Consider the following 18,341-nt stretch of genomic DNA (forward strand, 5'->3'; position numbering starts at 1 on the left):
TTTTGTGGTTAAAAACATTGTACCGTATCAGGCACTCATATGGCCTTTTCTTTTTACACAATTATATGGACTTTATCGTCCTAAGCTATTTTTTTGAGAAAGGCGGCTAGTAATAAGATGAAACCTAATTTAAACTTTTATTTACAAAAGATTAATACCTTCGTCCAAACAACAGAAGAGCTAGGGGAAGGCATGAATCCCTTTTATGAAAAAGTACGACAAGCAATTGACGACGGACGCACTGAAAATTTAACAGCGGATGAACTAACTGAAGTGCACGAAAAATTTGTCCAAGGTGTTGAAGCGTATCGCCAGTTGCAAGAAATGTTGACGGGTTTACGGGCACCAGCTAAAGTCATGGGGATTCACAAACGTTTAGAAAAAACCTTTGCTAAGTACGTGGCTGCTTGTCAAAAGATGACTACGGCGGTGGAAAATCAAGTAGATGCCGACTCTTTTGATGCTTCTGAAAAAGAACAAGACGAAGCTACGGATGAAATTACTTTTTGTATCCAACGGTTGACGCAACTGTTACGTTAATCAGGGAGTAATGAAGGAGTTACTGCTGGCGCACCGTTTATATGTAAAAAGAGCTTGTGACAAGATTTTTGTCACAAGCTCTTTTTGCATATCAGTACATAAGAATTATCGTAATTAGTTTTCGTGATCCACATAATCGCGATAGTAATTCATTAAGTCGGTTTTTAGTTGTTGATATTCCGCTTCAGAATATTCCTTTTCTGCTAATTTCAATTGCAAGAAAGGGACGTGTAGTTCTTCACGCAAACGATCTAAGACATCTAAGGCATCCATTTTTCCACCTACTTTTCAAAATAGACACACACAGCTTCTGGTGCCCAGGTATCATTATTTAAAAAGTGAAGACTGCCATTTGCTTGGACCTTGAATAAACTCAGTTGGTCGGATTTTTGATGGGCGCAAATTAAAAATTCACCGCTGGGGCTTAGGGCAAAGTCTCGTGGGAAATCGCCGTGGGTGGAAATAATTTCTTTGAGAGTTAAAGTTAAGCCATCAGGCTCAACATCATAGATTGCAATTGAGTTGTGTCCACGATTAGAAGCATACAATGTTCGCCCGTCCTTAGCAATGCGAATTGCACCGCCTGAATTTTCACCAGTGAATTTTTCCGGTAAAGTGCCTAAAGTTTGTTGCTGTTCAAAGTGACCATCCGGAAAATATTTTAAGACGGAAACGGTGCTGTTTAATTCATTAATGAGATACGCCACGGCTAACGTTGGATGGAAGACTAAATGACGCGGACCAGCACCCGCTGCGGTTTGATAAATGGCAACAGGGGTGAGTTGCCCATCGGCAGCCACATCATAGGTATAGACTTCATCTGTGCCTAAGTCACAAGCAACTAAGCGACTATCTGGTGTCAGGTCTGTGTAGTGGACGTGTTGCACGTTTTGGTTGGGGTTAGGCCCTGTTGGATGCGTGTGATGGACCTCTGTTGCCAACTGTAAAGTGCCGTCTGCTTGAATTTGATAGGTACGTAAGGTTCCTTGATGGTAGTTAGCACTGTACACCAATTGTCGCGCTTCATCTACCGCAACGTAACAAGGGGCGCTACCGTCTTTGGTTACGGCGTTAAGGAATTGGTAGCCTTGTGGTGTTTTTTCATAAGCACTAATCCCTCCACCATTTTCATCAGCGCCTACAGTATATAAGACACCGCTTTTCGCTGTGGTGAGATAAGTGGGACTAACTTCTTTAAGGACTAAGGTAAGTTCTTTTATCTGCCCAGCGTCTTCATCTAAAACGGCGCTGTAGACTCCTTGACTGCTTTTACGCGTGTATGTTCCTAATAAAAATTTGCTTTCCATGATGACCCTCCTTTTTTTATAGTATAGCATAAGATTTTCTTTAAAGCGGTTCAAAAGTAAGGAGTTATGGTATAATTCAACCATAATAAGGAGGGAGTTTTTTTGGAATCTGAAATTATTAAAGTGGGAGAAAAAGCTTGGGACGAAACGGAACCCATGCTGATTTTGTTTGGTGAAAAAGTAACACCAGAACTTTTGCCCTATTCCATTGTGCAAAAATTTTCAACGGAAAAACCCGTAGCAGAATTACACGAAGGTGGGAGCTTGACTTTTGGCGACCAAGTCTACAAAATTGAAAAAATTGGGCGTTTAGCCAACGCTAATTTAAAGGAGCTAGGTCATGTGACGTTAGTCTTTGGCCCATTACCCACCCACGACGAACTAGTCAACGCCATTTATCTTAATCCACATACGTTGCCACAAGTTGCGGTGGGGATGAAGATTCACTACGCATAAAGGGGGAAACTATTTGGAAAACAAAAAGAAAAATGTTTCTTGGTTTTGGAAATGGTTTTTAAATAATCAAGTCGTCACTAGCTTGTTAGTGGTGCTGTTGATTTTGCTCATTCTGTTAACCTTTACGAAGGTTTCTTACCTCTTCACACCCGTTCTACAATTTTTCGCCATCGTGGGGATCCCTATTATCGTGGCAACAGTACTGTATTATTTTTTAGTGCCGATTGTCGATTTAATGGAGCGCCACGGCGTGAATCGTGTGGTGGCCATTTTTATTCTCTTTATAGTCATCTTAGGGCTAATCATTTGGGGCGGCGTCGTTGCGGTGCCTAAAATCCAAGAACAGTTGGTGAGCTTCGTCAATAATTTGCCCAGTTACATTGACGAGATTAATCATCAGTCGGAAAAATTATTTACGAATCAATGGATTGCTGATTTCCAACCGCAAATTGATAAAATGCTTGATGATGGCATGAGCTCTTTAACCACCATTATCCAAAACTTTTCAAAAGGAACAATTCAAAGTATCGGAAATATTGTTGGCGCTGTAGCCAACGCTTTTATCGTAATTTTAACTGCACCATTCATCTTGTTTTATTTATTAAAAGATGGCAAAAAGTTAGCGGGATACGTCACTGGCTTTTTACCACCGCGTTTTCGGGATACTACGTTACAAGTGATGAAAGAAATGAACGAAAAAGTTTCCCAATATATTCGGGGACAATTAACCGTCGCTTTTGCCGTAGCCGTGATGTTTACCATTGGCTTTGCCGTCATTGGTTTAGATTACGCGGTAACTTTAGGCGTCATCGCCGGCTTTTTAAATTTGATTCCTTATTTAGGATCTTTTCTAGCCATGGTGCCAGCGGTCTTCCTGGCTTTAGTTGCTGGTCCAGTAATGGTTTTAAAAGTGGCAATCGTTTTTGTCATTGAACAAACCATTGAAGGACGCGTGATTTCGCCGCTAGTTTTAGGCAGCCAATTAAGCATGCATCCCGTAACCATTATCTTTGTTTTACTCACCTCTGGTAAAATTTTTGGTGTTGGAGGGGTGGTCTTAGGGATTCCCGCTTATGCCGCAGTCAAAGTATTAATTACTTACATCTTTGAATGGTATAAAAAGGTTTCCAAGTTGTATCAAGAAAAGCCAGTTTTATTATTGGATGACACACAACCACCAAGTAGTGATACTGAAGAAAATAAAAAAGAATAAGGAAAAGAGTGGCGACCAATGATTTTTTTCATTGTTCTGCTACTCTTTTTTTACTTATTTATTTTTAGTGAGGGTTAAAGAGAAAGTTGCTAGGCTAATGGCGCAGATGCCTAATAATAAAATGGCTATCAGCATGCCTATGCGTCCCACGTAAGGAGAAAAAATTAACATGCTGGCAGCCACGAGTTTACCTAGCTGAAAAATCGTGCCATTGACGGCGAGATAAGCTCCACGATTATTTTCGGCTACTAGTTCTGCCAATTTAGCTTGGCGGGTGGGCACGTAAAGGAGTTCCCCTAAGGATAAGACGATGGTTGCTCCTAAAATGAACCAAAAATTTAAGCTAAAGGCAAGAAGGGCAAAGCCTGAGGCAAACAAAGCAACGCCAATTTTAAAAGTCGGCATAATTTTTTTGGAAATTAGCCATTGGGCAATCGGAGCGGTGAGTAAGACAACGAGTAAGGTGTTTAACGTCGTGGAAAGACTTAACATTTTCACGCCGTTAAGAGGTAAATTAAAAAAGGTGGTGGCTAAAAAATTTTGCGAGAGATGGACGGAAATATAATTATTTCGCTGATATTCGATACCTAAAATTAAAACGCCACTAACGGTAAACCAGAAAAAGCGTTGGTCAAGACAAACTTGACGATAACTTTGCCAAACGCCTTTTAAGCCCAGTCGACTTTGACTAAGTTTTTTTTCAGGGGCATGAGTCTCTTGAATAAACCGATAAGTAAGGGCGGTGGTCAATAAATTGATAATCATCAGACCACTAATTAATGGAAATAAATGCTCTTCAAAAAACCAGCCCCCCACCATGATGCCTAACATTAGGGAAAGATTGCTCGCCCAATAACTGATGGCATACATAAAGGAGCGATTTTTTTCGTTGGAGACATCCACCAACATTGCCTCACTGGCGGGATTAATTAAACCACTAGCTAAATTTTGGAGTAGCATCATGGCGAAGGTAAAAGCAGGGGCTTGCCACCAAGGGGAGTTGGCTAGTAAAATACCCGCGGTGGTGCCGACTTTTAACAGTTCGCCAGCGACTAACATTTTGCGTCGACCAATTAAATCCGTCAAGTGGCCGCCGTAGATGCCAGCTAGAAAAGAAACCACGACGTTAATCATCACTAAGACGCCTGCTATTTTAGCAGAGTAAGCTTGAGTGAAGTAAATTGCCATAAATGGAAAAATCAGGGAACTACCAAAACGACTTAAAAATTGAATCATAATTCTTTTGCGGATATTGGGATGAAGTTCTTGCCACATCATTGTAACCTGCCTTTCTTTTTGCTATAGTGTCAGTATAAAAAAGGACACGAAAATTAAAAAGAGACAATTTAAAATTATTTTGTCCCCTTTTAGGAGGAAACAAGATGGACAGCGCTTATTTTCAGTTGCGTTTATTTTGCCAACAGCAAGGCACCAGTTTTTTATTAAAAGATTTGGCGGATACGTGGGACATTTCTACCAAACAAACGAAGCGCCGCTTGCAACACTATCAAGCACGTAACATGTTAACCTTTACGCCCGGCGTGGGTCGTGGTCACTTGTCTCAAGTAACTTTTCCTGAACCATTACTTGATAAGTTGCAAGCAACCGTCAGCGCTTTACTGGCGCAAGAAAACTTAACGGACTTGGCGACACTCTTACAACTGCCATGGCCTAACGCTTGGCTTAAACCTTTTTATCAGCAATTTCAAAGTCATTTTGGCTTAAAGAAAACGGTGGACGAAAAAATTATTTTGCGCCAAATTACGACGCGGCCCGTAACGAGTTTGGATCCTTTAAAAGTTTCTATCTATCGGGAAGTGAATTTACTTTACCAAATAGGCGACTGCTTAACGAAATTAGTAGCCGATCAACTGACGCCTGGTTTAGCTCATCATTGGTATTACGATGAACAGGAGTTGACTTGGCATTTTTATTTGCGCAAGGGAGTCTTGTTTCACCATGGCAAATATTTAACCAGTGCAGATGTGCGCTACACGATAGAACGCGCCTTAAGTGTCAGTAAACTCGTGCCGTGGCAGCTGTTAAATTTGCAAAAAATAGTGACGGATGGCGACTACCACGTGGCTTTTGTCATGAAACACCCTGAGCCTTTGTTGCCTTCCTATTTAGCCAATGTGCTTTTTATCATTTTGCCTAGTGATCGTCCTTTTCAAGAAAACGCTTGGCTAGGAACGGGAGCATTTTACGTGAAAGAGTGGCAGCCCAAGCAATTTACTTTGAGAGCCTTCGATGAGTATTATGGCTTGCGCCCCTTGATTGATGAAGTGGAGCACGTTTTAGTGAACTTGCCACCAGCACCCACCACGCCGCAACTTTATTTAGAGGCTGGCTACCAAGAAAAAGCAGCATTGGGGATGGGGGTCCAATTTATTAGTGCCAATCTCAAAAGAAACACGGTGATTCAAGAATTTTATGTCCGAGAAGCTTTGTATTACGCTTGCGATGTGACTGCTTATCCACAGCAAAAAGATCAGCCGGCTAGTCACTACCAAGAAGCCGATTCGCTTACTTTAAAGAAAAGTTTGGCTCAAGGAGCTGCTGCTCTTGCTAAAGGCAATTATCACGGAGAAACGTTAAAGCTGGGTGTCCTGCACTATCTAGCAGAGAGCGTTTCCTTTGGTGAGTGGTTGCAAGAACGATGTCAGGCTATCGGTTTAAAAATTCAGCTGGTTTATTTTTCTTTTGAAGAACATTTTTACAGTGACTTTTTAGAAAAAAATGTTGATCTTGTCTTATTGGAAGACTTGCCCGTCCCAGGGGAAATTTTTCCTTATTTGGCTTTTGTAGCTAGTCCTGAACTTTTAGTGCAGCGCTTTTTACCAGCGGACAGCAAAAAATACTTACAACAAGCAATCACGGCGTATCAAAATGCACCACAGCTAGAGCGGCAAAAAAATTATTTAGCGATGGATGACTGGTTGACGCAAAATTACTATCTGATTTACACTGTACATTCTAAAAGACGGCGCTACGTGCATCCCATGTTGGCTGGTCTGACAAGTTCAGCCCAAGATGCTTTTGATTATCGTTTAGCGTGGCCGGAAGAAAGCAAAAAGGACGACGTTTGTTAGTTTTAACAAACATCGTCCTTTTTTTGACATAAAAAATTAAATTTTAGAATTCCTTGGCTGCTTGCGCCACTTCCGCCAAGGCTTTTTCTAACAATTCTTCAGCGTGCTCAGGATCATAATCCAACCCTTCAATGAAGGCTGCCGCATAATCCGTTACGCCGACAAAAGCAAAAATATTTTTCAAATATTGGTTGGCAAAATCTTCGCCACCATAAACACCACCATTGGATTGGATATGGAATACTTTTTTACCCGTGGTTAAAGGTTGTGGGCCAGTTGGCGTATATTTGAAAGTTTTCCCAGCCACCATAATCGTGTCGATCCAAGCTTTCAAGCGGGTAGGAATATTTAAATTCCACAGGGCGTTGGCCACGATAATTTTATCTGCTTGTAAAAACATTTCTGTTAATTCATCAAAACGAGCTACAGCATGTTGTTGTTCAGAACTTAAGCTAGCAAAATCAGTGCCAGCACGTAACGCACCCCAAGCAGAGAGTAATTCACCATTCACTTCTGGCAAATCATCTTCAAAGGCATCAAAGACGGTAACTTCATCTTCAGGATGCAATGGTCGATAATTTTCTAAGAAGGTGGCTAGACCTTTTAAAGTCCGCGATTCTTTTTCCGTTAAGGGATGGGCTTTAATAACTAAAACTTTACTCAAATTATTTCGCTCCTTTGTTTTAAAATACTTGTTAATTGTAAGTAAATTTTACAAAAAAAACAAATAAAAGCGCTTCGTTTTAGACGGCAGCTTTTAGACGTTGACTACCACCCAACAAGTATTTTACGTTGAAACCTTGACGTTTTAAAAATGCAGCTAACAATTCCCCTTTAAAGGAGTTATCGGCCACCAGTAAATAATTTTCTTTCAGGGACAAGTTGTGATATTCCGCAGGCAAAGCCGTGACATCCATCATTTTTTCAGTAAAGTGAGACAGGGCAATAGGGGCTTGTAGGGAAGTAACATTTAACACCGTCCAGTTTTCTTGTGACAGGTTTGTTAGTTCGAGACGAGCGATTCCTAAAGTCATTGTATTCATCCTTTCTATCGGTGCTCTCAAGTTTGTTCAGGGAGCAACACGTTGCTGAAATAATAGCAAGTCTCTTGCGGCATTGCAACTTTAACGCTGAAAAAATGAGAAGTTGATTAAAGGTAGGATAAAAAAAGTGTGATGCCAATCGTACCCAAAAATTTAGCTAGTAGTGAGTCTGATAAACATTTATACTAAAAAAATAAAATAGTTTGTAATCTTTTACAGTCTAAAACGTTTATTTGTTAAAGGGAGGGAGCGTATGGGTAATTCTCAGTTGGAACAATTGTATTTACAATATGCAGAAGAACTTTTTTTGTATGCGCTCTCCTTTACGCGCAATCGCCACGATGCAGAAAATTTGGTAAGTGATGCTTTCTTTCAGCTCGCTTTGCAAAAAGAATTTCCTAAAAAGAGTAAATTTTGGCTTTTTAGAGTGGTAAAAAATCGTTATATTGATCAACAACGGCAACAAAAACGGTGGGGCTTTTTGGCTTTGGAAGGATTTTTTTTGAAAGGAAGGAATCAGACAGAAGAAGATTTTTTTCAGCAGGAAAGTTATCGTCAGCTCGATCAAGCGATTCAACACTTAGAACCGCCTTACAAAGAAATTGTAGTCTGTTATTATTTTTGTAATTGGTCCACGCAAGAAATTGCGACATTCTTACAGCTTTCAACGAATCAAGTGCGGGTGGATTTATATCGTGCTCGCCAACAACTCAAGGAGGTTTTGACCCATGACGGAAAATATTAAAGAATTATTATTAAAATACCAAGAAGGGGCGGCAACTTCTGCTGAAAAGAAAATAGTGGAAGAAAAATTGGCGACGTTAAATCTCCTGCAGGAATTGCAAGAAGGCCAAGTGATGCAGGCTAAGCCACAGTTAAAAGATCGTTTTAATCCCCAAAAAGTAAAACGACAAGTAAATGCCAAATTTTTTAAAGTGACGTTACTCCTTTTTATCTTTGCTGGGCTAGTTTTAGCGATGCTACATGTCGTGGTGCCGACTATTGTAGATCAATTTTATTATAATCCAATGACTAAAGCTAAAGAGGCGCCAGTCGCCGAGTACAACTTGGTAGCTACTACTTATACTGAGCTGACAAATCCCTTATTACGGGTCCAAGAAATTCAAATAGATCCGCTGGGGATGGGCCGCTATACGGTAACAACACGCTATCAAACGACGATGAATATCGGGGAGGCGAGTCCTCTGACTTGTAGCTATCAATTGGTACGAGGAAAAGTCAGCGCAACATCCCACCCGTCCAATAACGTGCCGAACTTCACAGCATTAATACCCGCAAAAGCCAATGGCGATTATGAGTCAGCGTATCAAGCCACTTTAGTAAAATTAAACGCGCTACCTGAAGCTAGTGAGGTAGTTGGCAGTTTAACGTTTAGACAACCGCTTACCGTTAGTCAGCTCTTCCAATTTTTACAAGTTGAAAAATTACCAGAAGCTGCAGACTACCAGCTAGCGTGGTTACAAGTAGATACGGGTTCAGCAGATTCGTTTGGTTTTTCGTGGAATGAAGGGGAATATGCTGCTGGCGATTTATTACGAAATGTTGGTAATAAATATTTTACTGACTTAAATCAGCAATATCCATGGCTTTTTCCAGCAACTTACCGCCAATACTCTTTCACCGATATGCCACAACTGTTTAGCCAACACTTTACTTCCTCATTGGCTTATTTAACAGATCACCAGAAAATTATTTTTTCCCTACCTGTGAGTGAACAGTCAACAAATTTTGCTGCTGCTTTAGATTATGTGCAAGAAAATGGCGTGAAAATTTCGGGTATTTATCTTGCCGGCACTGCCAAAAAATTTACGCTCTTGGCACAACAAGCGGAGGTAGGAGCTGTTAATGTATTGGGTAGCTCCCTATATAGCGCTAAATATCAAAATGATTAAGTGGACTGATTTGTAGGAAAACATTGTCTCGTTGACTTTAGTCATGCTATAATTACAAGTAAAGAGATTAAGACAGGAGGGAAGAAGATGACAGCAGCGATGAAATTGTGGTAAGAACTTTTGAACTGAAGGAAAAACTCAATTCAAAAGTCTAGGTCAAAACAATTTCACGGGAGTAGTGTCTACTTTTTTCCAAAAGTTTAGTGAAGGACCAAGGCCTTTTTGTGCACTGGTCCTTTTTTGCTGCTTTCTCGCCTAGACGAGAAAGGAAAAATATGGAAACATTAACGTTACAATTAACCAATATTCAACAAAATTTTGGCGCGGAGGAATTATTAACTATTCCTACTTTAACCGTCTACCAAGGGGAACGCATCGGGATTGTGGGCGCCAACGGTACTGGCAAGACGACGCTATTAAAAATTATTCAAGGAGAATTGACTCCTAATCACGGGACGGTAAAACGCGCTACTAACTTTAACTATTATCGACAAGTAGAGCAATTGCAAAAGGACTCCTCCTTTGAAGACATGGATTGGGAACTTTTACAACGGCTTGCTGTTCCTAAAATAGTACATGGTGCTTTAAGTGGTGGGGAACAAGCTAAGGTACGCTTGGCTGCAGTGTTGGCTACTTATCCTGATGGCTTATTACTGGATGAGCCCACGACGCATTTGGATCAACAAAGTGTGCAAACCATTGTCGAAGAATTGCAATATTATTACGGTACCTTGCTTTTTGTCAGTCATGATCGTTTCTTTTTAGACCAATTAGCTACTAAAATTTGGGAGGTTGCTGACGGTACGGTTACCGAGTATTCCGGCAACTTTACCGCTTATCAAGAGCAAAAAAAGCTAGCCCGCTTAGCACAAGTTCGCGACGTACAACAATATCAAAATGAGAAGCGGCGTTTAGAACAAGCGATTCAGCAAAAGAAAATGCAGGCGCAAAAAAGTGCGCAAGTAGCAAAGAAAAAGCGTCAGCAAAATATTCGCCCTGATCGCTTAGCTTCTTCCAAGCAAAAAGATACGGTGGAAAAAAATTTGCATAAGACCGCAGCGGCCTTAACTAGTCGCTTAGAGCAACTAACGGTGACCGCACCGGTAGTCAAGGAGCGGCCGATTATTTTTCCTAAAGTACCAGAACTGACCTTGCATAATAAGTTTCCCATTCGGGGTGAAAATTTTACCTTAAAAAAAGGGCAACGCGTCTTACTGGCAAATTGTGATTTCCAATTTTTATTAGGGAAAAAAATCGCTATCGTCGGGGCGAATGGTGCTGGAAAAACTTCTTTGTTGCAAAGCATTCTTCAAGAAGACCCCGGTATTGTTGTAGCCCAAAAGGTCGTCTTTGGCACTTACCAACAACTGGCTTATCAAATGACCAGTCCCTTGGCGCTTTTACCTTACCTACTCCAACAAACGCAACAAACGGAAACTTTTCTTCGCAGTATTTTGCACAATCTAGGTTTTTCTGTCAATGACCTGACTAAATCAGTAGAAAGTTTAAGTGGTGGTGAGGCCACACGCCTACAAATCGCTTTACTTTTTGTCCGACCCACCAATGTTTTACTGTTGGATGAGCCGACTAATTTTATTGATTTAAACACGATGGCTGCTTTGGAAAAGTTAATACGCGCTTATCCAGGCACTGTCCTTTTTACTACCCACGATACTTATTTTGTTAAAGAAGTGGCAGATGAAGTGTATCAATTAGCTGACGGGAAGCTTACTTATCAAAAATAAATGAATGAAGCTGATCAATTTTTTGCTGAGAAGCAAAGAATGGTCAGCTTTTTTGGCGCGTTGTTAGGCAAGGTGCAATTCCTTGTAAGTTTTTTCAGGCGAGCATACAATGAGGAGGTGAAGGGGTGAAGTTTCCATGACTTTTCAATTGTCAGAACCAAAATTAGAGGGGCTGGCCATACGCGTCCAAGACTTGGAAGCCATGATTGCTTTTTATCAAAAGTTACCAGGATTTTATAAATTAACGGAAGAAAATAATTTAGCTTACTTTGGCGGTGCCAAAGAGGGCGATGCTTTTTTAATTTTGGAAGATACGCCATTTGGGGCACAAGAAGCTGGGGGCGTGAAAAAATTGGCGCGCTTTTCTTTGAGTGTGCCTGATTTAACGCAGCTGAAGTATGTTAAAAATCATTTAAGCAAACAAGGTGTGAAGATTTTACAGGAGGAGTGGTCTGTCGGGCAAGGGGCTTTTACCATCGCTGACCCGGAAGAAAACTACCTCACTTTTTTTGTAGATCATCGTCTGCCAGCTGATGATTTACATCCAGCAGCAGTCCAGTTTCAGTTGCAGCAAATACATCTTAATGTGGCAGATGAAAAAGCTAGCCAAACTTTTTTTGAACATTTAGGTTTGGTGGCAAAAGCCGAAGAAGAAAAATTTTTTCAACTAGATAAAAGGGAATGGATTGGTTTTCATCAGTATCCGGTGCAATGGCACTGTGGCAAAAATCGTGACTTGGAAGTTTTAGGTTTAGACTTTTTAAATTTTTCTTTACCTAGTCAAGAGGAATTAGTAAAATTAAGTGAACATTTACAACAATTAAAGATTGATTTTTATCGCGATAAAAAATTATCCATCTTGACGATTTTTGATCCTAACGGGGTGGAATGGTGGTTTACGAGTCGTCACCATGAAGGAACACGGGTGTAAAATGAAAGCAGAAGTTTTAAATTTTTTAACTGCAGCCTGTCGAGCCGGCACTTTTCCCGGTTTTACGGTGAGCTTTTTGCAAGACAAGCAATTTTCCACGACACTTTTTGGCGCAGAAACGGTTCTTCCTAATAGAAAACCCTTAGTCGCCGACAAATGGTATGACTTGGCCTCCTTGACGAAAGCCATCGTGGCCGTAATTACTTTAAAAGTCGCGGAAGAAGGAAAGCTTTCTTTAACTGCACCGCTGGCCAGTTATTGTAGAGAAGCTAGCGCCAAAGAAATTACTGTCGGTGATTTATTGACCCATACGGCGGGGTTGACGGGTTTTATTTTGGACCGGAATCAGCTGGCAGGTGACGTGTTAAAAGAAAAAATTTTCCAATTAACGCCGCAATGGACACCAGGCACACAAATGATTTATTCGGATCATCATTATTTGTTGTTAGGCTTTATCTTAGAAGAAGTAACCGGCAAAAGTTTAGCTAAGTTATTGACGGAAAAAATAAATCAACCACTTGGCACAGCTTTTACTTATGCTCCTGTGGCTAGTAACTGTATTCCTACGAGTCCGCTTTTTGACGAGAAAAAAAATTGGGTATTGAACCTGCAAGGCATTCCCCATGACCCCAAAGCGCGCCAGTTAGGTGGTGTTGCCGGTCATGCAGGAATCTTTGGGCGCTTAAAAGATTTACAAAAATTGCTCCAAGCTCTATTGGGAGACTTTCTGCAGCCAACAAGTCAAAAGTTGGCTTTTACTGAGCAAACGGCAGGGTTTCATCGGAGTTTTGGTTTTAAATTGTACAAAGCGCCAACAGATGGTCGTTGGCTTTTTAGCCACACAGGCTATACAGGAACTTTTTTACTGGGAGATCCGGTAAAAAAGCAAGGGCTGATTTTTTTAAGTAATCGCGTCCATCCCCACGATGAGCGTCAAGCATACATTGAAAAAAGAGATCAGTTCATTGAACTTTATTTAAAAGATTTATAATTGAACTTTATTAAAAAAGTTTTTAAAGGAGCGATTTGATGGAACCATTATTTTTACAACCGGTCTTTCAAGATAAAATTTGGGGTGGCAAAAAGTTGGCGGAAGTTTTTGGTTACGATTTACCTAGCGCAAAAGTGGGGGAATGCTGGGGGATTTCTGCTCATCCTCACGGTCCTTCAATTGTCAAAAATGGCCCGTATGCTGGTCTAACCTTAGCGGAAGTTTGGCAAAAAGCACCGAGTCTATTTGGTAATCCCCATGAAGAGGTTTTTCCTTTGTTGGTGAAAATTTTAGATGCCGAAGATGATTTATCGGTACAAGTTCATCCCGATGATGCTTATGGCAAGACCCACGCCGGTGAGCTAGGGAAGACGGAATGTTGGTACATCATTGACGCCGAACCAGGTGCCACCATTGTTTACGGTCATCACGCGAAAACGAAAGAAGAATTTGCTAAAATGGTTGCAGCCGGCGACTGGCAACATTTATTACGAAAAATCCCGGTGAAAAAAGGTGACTTTTACTATGTACCTGCCGGCACGATTCACGCTATCGGGAAAGGTATTTTAATTTTAGAAACGCAACAATCCTCAGACACCACGTATCGTGTGTATGATTACGATCGAAAAGATGAAAAAGGGCACACGCGGGAATTGCACATCCAAGAGTCCTTAGATGTAGCTACAATTCCCCACCATGATCCCACCCTCCACATTAGCGAAAAAAATAGCGGCACTTCGCGAGTCACACAATTTGTGGATACACCTTTTTTTGCGGTGTATGAATGGCAAGTTGCCGGCTTGTTAAACTTGAAAAAAACAGCGCCCTATACTTTAGCTTCAGTAATTGCTGGTGTGGGACAATTAGAAATCTTAAACGCCGATGGAATAGTTGCGGCGACCTACTCGTTAAATAAAGGCGACCACTTTATTTTACCCGCCGAAATTCAAAGCTGGCGTTTGGGAGGCGATTTGAAAATTATTGCCTCAACTCCAGGAAAAAGTGTGCAGTAAAAATAGCAAAGAGTACGGCAGCTTGTCGTACTCTTTTTCCAATTAGGAAGAATTAAAGGAGGAAAAAATAATGGTGAAAGCAGCAGAAAGTTTTACTTTTCAAAGTGGAGTAACGGTAGCCAACCGGACGTTAATGGCGCCCATGACGACTAAGATGAGTTTTTATAACGGTGTCGTCACACAAGATGAGTGCGGGTATTATCATCAACGCGCCGGTGAAGTGGGGGCGATTGTCACGGGTGCGGCTAATGTTCAAGCTGATGGAAAATGTTGGGAAGGCGAGCTGAGCGTGGAAAGCGATGCCTTGATTCCCAGTTTAAGTCAATTAGCAAGTGCCATTCACGTGGGGCAAACCAAGGCTATTTTACAAATTTTTCATGGGGGACGCCGGACTACTAAAGCCATCTTACGGGGAACCCAACCCGTTAGTGCCAGTGCTGTAGCAGCGGTGATTCCCGGTAGCGAAGTTCCACGGCCCTTAACCGCTGCCGAAATTTTAACGACGATTCAAAATTTTAAAGAAGCCACACGACGGGCAATTTTAGCGGGCTTTGACGGCGTAGAAATTCACGGCGCCAATACGTATCTTTTGCAACAATTCTTTTCTCCCCATAGTAATCGGCGGGAAGATGAGTGGGGCGGCAGTCTAGCCAATCGTTTTCGCTTTATCGAAGCGGTGGTAGATGGTGTGTTGGCAACAGTTCAAGCCTTGAAGCCGCAAAACTTTTTAGTGGGCTATCGTTTCTCACCAGAAGAGTTAGAAACCCCCGGGATTTCTTTTGCCGATACTTTATTTTTAGTGGATCACTTAGCGGATAAAAAGCTAGACTATCTCCACGTCTCCTTGAATGATTATCAAAAAGTTTCCCAAAGTGAAGCTTACCAAGAAAGAACCATCCTCAGCTATCTCCATGAAAAAATTGCTGGTCGTCTGCCTTTAATCGGTGTCGGCAATATTTGGAGCAGTCAAGACGTTGCTGAAGTGTTAACGGATGCGGAATTTGCGGCGATTGGAACTGGGTTACTGTTTGATCCGCACTTTGTACGCAAAGTATTAACGCAAAATGATGAAGCAATTGCCACAACTTTACAAGAAGGCAATCGCGACATCTTACGGATTAGCGACGGTGCTTGGGGCTTTTTAACCGGCCGCAGTGCAGAGAAGTTAGAGCTCTTGCAAAAATAATTGAAAAAAACAGGCTCGTTCCCAATTTCGGGACGAGCCTGTTTTGATAAGTAATCAATCGTTTGCTAAGATGCTTTTGGGGGTAGGTAATACTAAATCCGCACCGTATTTTTGTTTGAGGGCCGTTTGAATCAGGCGAATGGCTAGGACAGGATTACGGGCGAGAATGGGTCCGTGGAAGTAAGTACCAAAAACATTTTTGTAAATGACGCCTTCAGAACCGTCCGTCCCGTTATTCCCTTTGCCCATGACGACATTGCCTAGAGGTTTTTCTCCTTGCCCTAAAAAGGTGCGGCCGTTGTGGTTTTCAAAACCGAAATAAGTCTCGTTAAACTCGGCGTTATAAATTTCAGTATCGCCAATGAAACGATTGTTAACTTGCGATTCCGTGTAGTGATCTAACGCGCCGATGCCTTCAATTTTTTCCCCTTGGGCTCCCATGTAGTAGTGACCTAAGAGTTGGTAACCGCCACAAACAGAAAGTAAGACGCCATCATTTTCAATGTAGCACGTGAGATCTGCTTTTTTAGCTTGAATGTCCTTTGAGACAATTAACTGTTCAAAATCTTGACCGCCACCAAAGAAAACTAAATCGTATTTCTCTGGATTAAAGTCCTCATGTAAAGAAACGACTTCTGTGTGAAAAGTCACACCCATTTTTTCAGCGTAGTATTTTAACATGAGTAAGTTGCCGTTGTCCCCATAAGTATTTAATAAATTACCGTACAAGTGACAGACGTTTAAAGAAAGTTGCGGATTAGTCATGACGCATCCCTCCATTGATGTAGCCGCCTTGGGCTAAGTGTTTGCGTAATTGTAAGACAGCAGTATAAGTTGCTAAGATATAAACATCATTAGTCGGCAGTTTAGCAATTGCTGTAACGACGTCTTTTAAATCAGGAATTTCTTGGATTTTTTCTTTGGGTAGGCCAGCTACTTTTAAGCGTAAAGCCATATCTTTATGACGATCGCCCCCAGCGATGACCGCGGGAATAGCCATCGTACTGAAGGCTTCTTGATTGCCATCCCAAATCCACGATACATCGATACCATCGGCGTAATTGGCATTAAGTAAGCTTACTAAAGAAAATTCATGGGGAGTCAAACCAATTAAGTCAATGACTTGGTTTAAGCCCACTGGATTTTTTACGAGAATCAAGGTGCAATGTTTCCCCTCAACGTTAAAGGTCTCTTGCCGGCCAAAAACTTTTTCGTCGTAAGAAAGACCTTGGCGAATTTTTTCTTGCGGTACGCCGTAATACTCTGCCACACTAGTCGCAGCTAGCGCATTATAAATGTTATACATGCCGCCAACTTCAATGTGATAATCGCTACCATCAATCGTGAAGCTGGAGGAAAGGTTATCCATCTGCTGGATTTTGGTTAACTGATAATCTAATTCGGGACGTTTAAAATCACAGTTGGGGCAATAATATTTGCCAAGGTTGGCATAGGTAATCATTTTGTAGTGTAAAATATGGTGGCACTTGGGACACAAGACACCATCAGTGTTGTAGTGGGCCAGTTGTTCATGATCTTTTTCATGATTGAAGCCATAGTAAAGACGTTCATTAACGGTTTCTACCGAATTAAAAATCGGCGAGTCGCCATTGGCTAAAATTTTAGCGTCAGGTGCTTGGGACGCTCCTTCGACAATTAAACGATAAGTCGTATAAATTTCGCCGTAACGATCCATTTGATCGCGAAAAATATTCGTAAAAACAAAAAGTTGCGGTTTAATATATTGGGTGACTTTTTTTAAGGAAGCCTCGTCGATTTCTAAGACCGCAAATTTTTTGCCGTTATGTTTTTTAGCAGAGAGAAAAGTGGAGACGATTCCTTGCACCATATTAGCGCCCGTGGGATTCGTTAAGACGTGAGGATATTGTTGTTTTAAAATATTTACCGTTAAGGCGGTCGTTAGTGTTTTGCCATTGGTGCCAGTGACCACTACAACTTCGTAATCTTTAGCCAAAGCATCGAGAATTGTGGGGTCGATTTTTAAGGCCAGTTTTCCCGGTAAGGAACTGCCACCTTTCATAAACGTTTTTAAAAACCACAGGGAACTTTTCCCCACAGCGGTCGCTAGTAAACTTTTGACGGTCATAAATAACCCTCCAGTATCGTTTTCAAATCTTTTTAATGATACCACAAAGACTTTTAAAAATTAATGCTTTTTACTTTTTCTTAAAGGCAACCGGTTTTATCCAAATTATTTGCGGGAAAAGAATTTCGTTGTTATTCTTGAGGTAAGCACTTACATAAAGGAGGATAACGATGGTTAAATTAACGATTGTGTATTACAGTTCAACGGGTAACGGAACGAAGATGGCGCAGTTTGCCAAAGAAGCTGCTGAAAAATTTGGCGCTGAGGTACGCTTGCGGAAGGTGCACGAGTTGGCACCAGACATGGCAATTGATTCTAATCCACTTTGGCGGCAAAACGTGGAAGCAACGAAAGACATTCCCGAAGCCACTAGTGAAGATCTAACTTGGGCGGATGCCTTAATCTTTTCTTCGCCGTCGCGCTTTGGTGTGATGGCCTCCCAAATGAAACAATTTTTAGATTTACAAGGAGGACCGTGGAGTAAAGGGTTATTCGCTAATAAATTTGTGACGGCTTTTACGTCTGCGCAAAACCCTCACGGTGGTCAAGAAAAAGTTATCGAGAGTATTTATACAGTGATGCAGCATTGGAGCGCGATTGTAGTATCGCCGGGTTATATTAATCCAGCTACTTACGCTGCGGGGGGCAATCCTTATGGAACGAGTGCCACGATTGGTAGTGACGGGGAAATGCTACAAGCCGAAGAAGTAAGAGCGGCGATTCATGACCAAACCGTACGTTTATTAGAGGTCGCCAAAAAATACGTCGGAGAATAAAATAAAAATTCGTCAACCAGTAAAAAAA

Annotated in this window: 19 protein-coding genes; 12 read left to right on the forward strand and 7 right to left on the reverse strand. The window is 41.4% G+C overall.

Annotation, left to right across the window (positions count from 1 at the left end; all coding sequences use genetic code 11):
- Positions 1-117: 117 nt before the first annotated feature.
- Positions 118-540, forward strand: a complete 423-nt coding sequence (locus FFM57_RS07490; protein ID WP_137599895.1) for a hypothetical protein — start codon at positions 118-120, stop codon at positions 538-540.
- 114 nt (positions 541-654) lie between these two features.
- Here FFM57_RS07490 and FFM57_RS09865 read toward each other — a convergent pair whose 3' ends face one another.
- Both FFM57_RS09865 and FFM57_RS07495 read right to left on the reverse strand, forming a co-directional pair.
- The gene (locus FFM57_RS09865; RefSeq protein WP_170999927.1) at positions 655-813 is read right to left on the reverse strand and encodes a hypothetical protein; all 159 of its coding nucleotides are present in this window, start codon (positions 811-813) and stop codon (positions 655-657) included.
- 8 nt (positions 814-821) lie between these two features.
- Positions 822-1,847, reverse strand: a complete 1,026-nt coding sequence (locus tag FFM57_RS07495) for a lactonase family protein (protein ID WP_137599896.1) — start codon at positions 1,845-1,847, stop codon at positions 822-824.
- Between the two features lie 102 nt (positions 1,848-1,949).
- Between FFM57_RS07495 and FFM57_RS07500 the strand changes: the two genes are divergently transcribed.
- Together FFM57_RS07500 and FFM57_RS07505 are read left to right on the forward strand one after the other, a co-directional pair.
- On the forward strand, positions 1,950-2,303 hold the full coding sequence (locus FFM57_RS07500; RefSeq protein ID WP_137599897.1) for a PTS glucitol/sorbitol transporter subunit IIA: 354 nt from the start codon (positions 1,950-1,952) through the stop codon (positions 2,301-2,303).
- A gap of 13 nt (positions 2,304-2,316) precedes the next feature.
- The gene (locus tag FFM57_RS07505) at positions 2,317-3,516 is read left to right on the forward strand and encodes an AI-2E family transporter (RefSeq protein ID WP_137599898.1); all 1,200 of its coding nucleotides are present in this window, start codon (positions 2,317-2,319) and stop codon (positions 3,514-3,516) included.
- Between the two features lie 54 nt (positions 3,517-3,570).
- On the opposite strand, the gene FFM57_RS07510 is transcribed toward FFM57_RS07505, so the two are convergent.
- Positions 3,571-4,794 (reverse strand): MDR family MFS transporter, encoded by a 1,224-nt coding sequence (locus FFM57_RS07510; protein WP_246023462.1) that lies wholly within the window; start codon positions 4,792-4,794, stop codon positions 3,571-3,573.
- A 104-nt stretch (positions 4,795-4,898) separates the two neighbouring features.
- Between FFM57_RS07510 and FFM57_RS07515 the strand changes: the two genes are divergently transcribed.
- A complete protein-coding gene (locus FFM57_RS07515; protein WP_137599899.1) occupies positions 4,899-6,608 on the forward strand; it encodes an ABC transporter substrate-binding protein in 1,710 nt (569 codons plus the stop codon).
- 43 nt (positions 6,609-6,651) lie between these two features.
- Here the strand turns inward: FFM57_RS07515 and FFM57_RS07520 are convergent, their stop codons facing one another.
- Both FFM57_RS07520 and FFM57_RS07525 read right to left on the reverse strand, forming a co-directional pair.
- Positions 6,652-7,272 carry an FMN-dependent NADH-azoreductase gene (locus FFM57_RS07520; RefSeq protein WP_137599900.1) on the reverse strand — a complete coding sequence of 207 codons (621 nt, stop codon included), beginning with the start codon at positions 7,270-7,272 and terminating at the stop codon, positions 6,652-6,654.
- A gap of 79 nt (positions 7,273-7,351) precedes the next feature.
- Entirely contained in the window at positions 7,352-7,642 is a 291-nt protein-coding gene (locus FFM57_RS07525) for a hypothetical protein (RefSeq protein WP_137599901.1), read from the reverse strand.
- A 262-nt stretch (positions 7,643-7,904) separates the two neighbouring features.
- Here FFM57_RS07525 and FFM57_RS07530 point away from each other — a divergent pair, with 262 nt between their 5' ends.
- The 7 genes from FFM57_RS07530 (at position 7,905) to FFM57_RS07560 (ending at position 15,430) form a co-directional block, all read left to right on the forward strand.
- Positions 7,905-8,396 carry an RNA polymerase sigma factor gene (locus FFM57_RS07530; protein ID WP_137599902.1) on the forward strand — a complete coding sequence of 164 codons (492 nt, stop codon included), beginning with the start codon at positions 7,905-7,907 and terminating at the stop codon, positions 8,394-8,396.
- The gene (locus FFM57_RS07535) at positions 8,380-9,564 is read left to right on the forward strand and encodes an anti sigma factor C-terminal domain-containing protein (RefSeq protein WP_137599903.1); all 1,185 of its coding nucleotides are present in this window, start codon (positions 8,380-8,382) and stop codon (positions 9,562-9,564) included. Before FFM57_RS07530 ends, FFM57_RS07535 begins: the two co-directional genes overlap by 17 nt.
- A 275-nt stretch (positions 9,565-9,839) precedes the next feature.
- Positions 9,840-11,309 carry a ribosomal protection-like ABC-F family protein gene (gene abc-f, locus FFM57_RS07540; protein ID WP_137599904.1) on the forward strand — a complete coding sequence of 490 codons (1,470 nt, stop codon included), beginning with the start codon at positions 9,840-9,842 and terminating at the stop codon, positions 11,307-11,309.
- Between the two features lie 136 nt (positions 11,310-11,445).
- Entirely contained in the window at positions 11,446-12,240 is a 795-nt protein-coding gene (locus FFM57_RS07545; protein ID WP_137599905.1) for a VOC family protein, read from the forward strand.
- The gene (locus FFM57_RS07550) at positions 12,221-13,231 is read left to right on the forward strand and encodes a serine hydrolase domain-containing protein (RefSeq protein ID WP_137599906.1); all 1,011 of its coding nucleotides are present in this window, start codon (positions 12,221-12,223) and stop codon (positions 13,229-13,231) included. The genes FFM57_RS07545 and FFM57_RS07550 overlap by 20 nt, the downstream gene beginning before the upstream one ends.
- A gap of 35 nt (positions 13,232-13,266) precedes the next feature.
- Entirely contained in the window at positions 13,267-14,244 is a 978-nt protein-coding gene (gene manA / locus FFM57_RS07555) for a mannose-6-phosphate isomerase, class I (RefSeq protein ID WP_170999928.1), read from the forward strand.
- Between the two features lie 70 nt (positions 14,245-14,314).
- Positions 14,315-15,430, forward strand: coding sequence for an NADH-dependent flavin oxidoreductase (locus FFM57_RS07560; RefSeq protein WP_137599908.1), 1,116 nt, complete (start codon positions 14,315-14,317; stop codon positions 15,428-15,430).
- A 54-nt stretch (positions 15,431-15,484) separates the two neighbouring features.
- On the opposite strand, the gene FFM57_RS07565 is transcribed toward FFM57_RS07560, so the two are convergent.
- Together FFM57_RS07565 and FFM57_RS07570 are read right to left on the reverse strand one after the other, a co-directional pair.
- Positions 15,485-16,195, reverse strand: a complete 711-nt coding sequence (locus FFM57_RS07565) for a type 1 glutamine amidotransferase (protein WP_137599909.1) — start codon at positions 16,193-16,195, stop codon at positions 15,485-15,487.
- Positions 16,188-17,537 carry a Mur ligase family protein gene (locus FFM57_RS07570; protein WP_137599910.1) on the reverse strand — a complete coding sequence of 450 codons (1,350 nt, stop codon included), beginning with the start codon at positions 17,535-17,537 and terminating at the stop codon, positions 16,188-16,190. Before FFM57_RS07570 ends, FFM57_RS07565 begins: the two co-directional genes overlap by 8 nt.
- Before the next feature lie 170 nt (positions 17,538-17,707).
- On the opposite strand from FFM57_RS07570, the gene wrbA reads away from it, so the two are divergent.
- On the forward strand, positions 17,708-18,313 hold the full coding sequence (wrbA, locus tag FFM57_RS07575; RefSeq protein ID WP_212741494.1) for an NAD(P)H:quinone oxidoreductase type IV: 606 nt from the start codon (positions 17,708-17,710) through the stop codon (positions 18,311-18,313).
- The last annotated feature ends 28 nt before the right edge of the window (positions 18,314-18,341 follow it).

Origin of the sequence: Enterococcus nangangensis (assembly GCF_005405245.1) — a bacterium.
Taxonomy (GTDB): domain Bacteria; phylum Bacillota; class Bacilli; order Lactobacillales; family Enterococcaceae; genus Enterococcus_J; species Enterococcus_J nangangensis.

Bases quoted from the DNA above. Each gene is read 5' to 3' on its own strand.
- FFM57_RS07510 (WP_246023462.1), bottom strand. From the start codon at position 4,794: ATGATGTGGCAAGAACTTCATCCCAATATCCGCAAAAGAATTATGATT.
- FFM57_RS07545 (WP_137599905.1), top strand. From the start codon at position 11,446: ATGACTTTTCAATTGTCAGAACCAAAATTAGAGGGGCTGGCCATACGC.
- FFM57_RS07525 (WP_137599901.1), bottom strand. From the start codon at position 7,642: ATGACTTTAGGAATCGCTCGTCTCGAACTAACAAACCTGTCACAAGAA.
- FFM57_RS07565 (WP_137599909.1), bottom strand. From the start codon at position 16,195: ATGACTAATCCGCAACTTTCTTTAAACGTCTGTCACTTGTACGGTAAT.
- FFM57_RS09865 (WP_170999927.1), bottom strand. From the start codon at position 813: ATGGATGCCTTAGATGTCTTAGATCGTTTGCGTGAAGAACTACACGTC.
- FFM57_RS07530 (WP_137599902.1), top strand. From the start codon at position 7,905: ATGGGTAATTCTCAGTTGGAACAATTGTATTTACAATATGCAGAAGAA.
- FFM57_RS07495 (WP_137599896.1), bottom strand. From the start codon at position 1,847: ATGGAAAGCAAATTTTTATTAGGAACATACACGCGTAAAAGCAGTCAA.
- FFM57_RS07560 (WP_137599908.1), top strand. From the start codon at position 14,315: ATGGTGAAAGCAGCAGAAAGTTTTACTTTTCAAAGTGGAGTAACGGTA.
- FFM57_RS07535 (WP_137599903.1), top strand. From the start codon at position 8,380: ATGACGGAAAATATTAAAGAATTATTATTAAAATACCAAGAAGGGGCG.
- FFM57_RS07490 (WP_137599895.1), top strand. From the start codon at position 118: ATGAAACCTAATTTAAACTTTTATTTACAAAAGATTAATACCTTCGTC.
- abc-f (WP_137599904.1), top strand. From the start codon at position 9,840: ATGGAAACATTAACGTTACAATTAACCAATATTCAACAAAATTTTGGC.
- wrbA (WP_212741494.1), top strand. From the start codon at position 17,708: ATGGTTAAATTAACGATTGTGTATTACAGTTCAACGGGTAACGGAACG.
- FFM57_RS07570 (WP_137599910.1), bottom strand. From the start codon at position 17,537: ATGACCGTCAAAAGTTTACTAGCGACCGCTGTGGGGAAAAGTTCCCTG.
- FFM57_RS07515 (WP_137599899.1), top strand. From the start codon at position 4,899: ATGGACAGCGCTTATTTTCAGTTGCGTTTATTTTGCCAACAGCAAGGC.
- FFM57_RS07550 (WP_137599906.1), top strand. From the start codon at position 12,221: ATGAAGGAACACGGGTGTAAAATGAAAGCAGAAGTTTTAAATTTTTTA.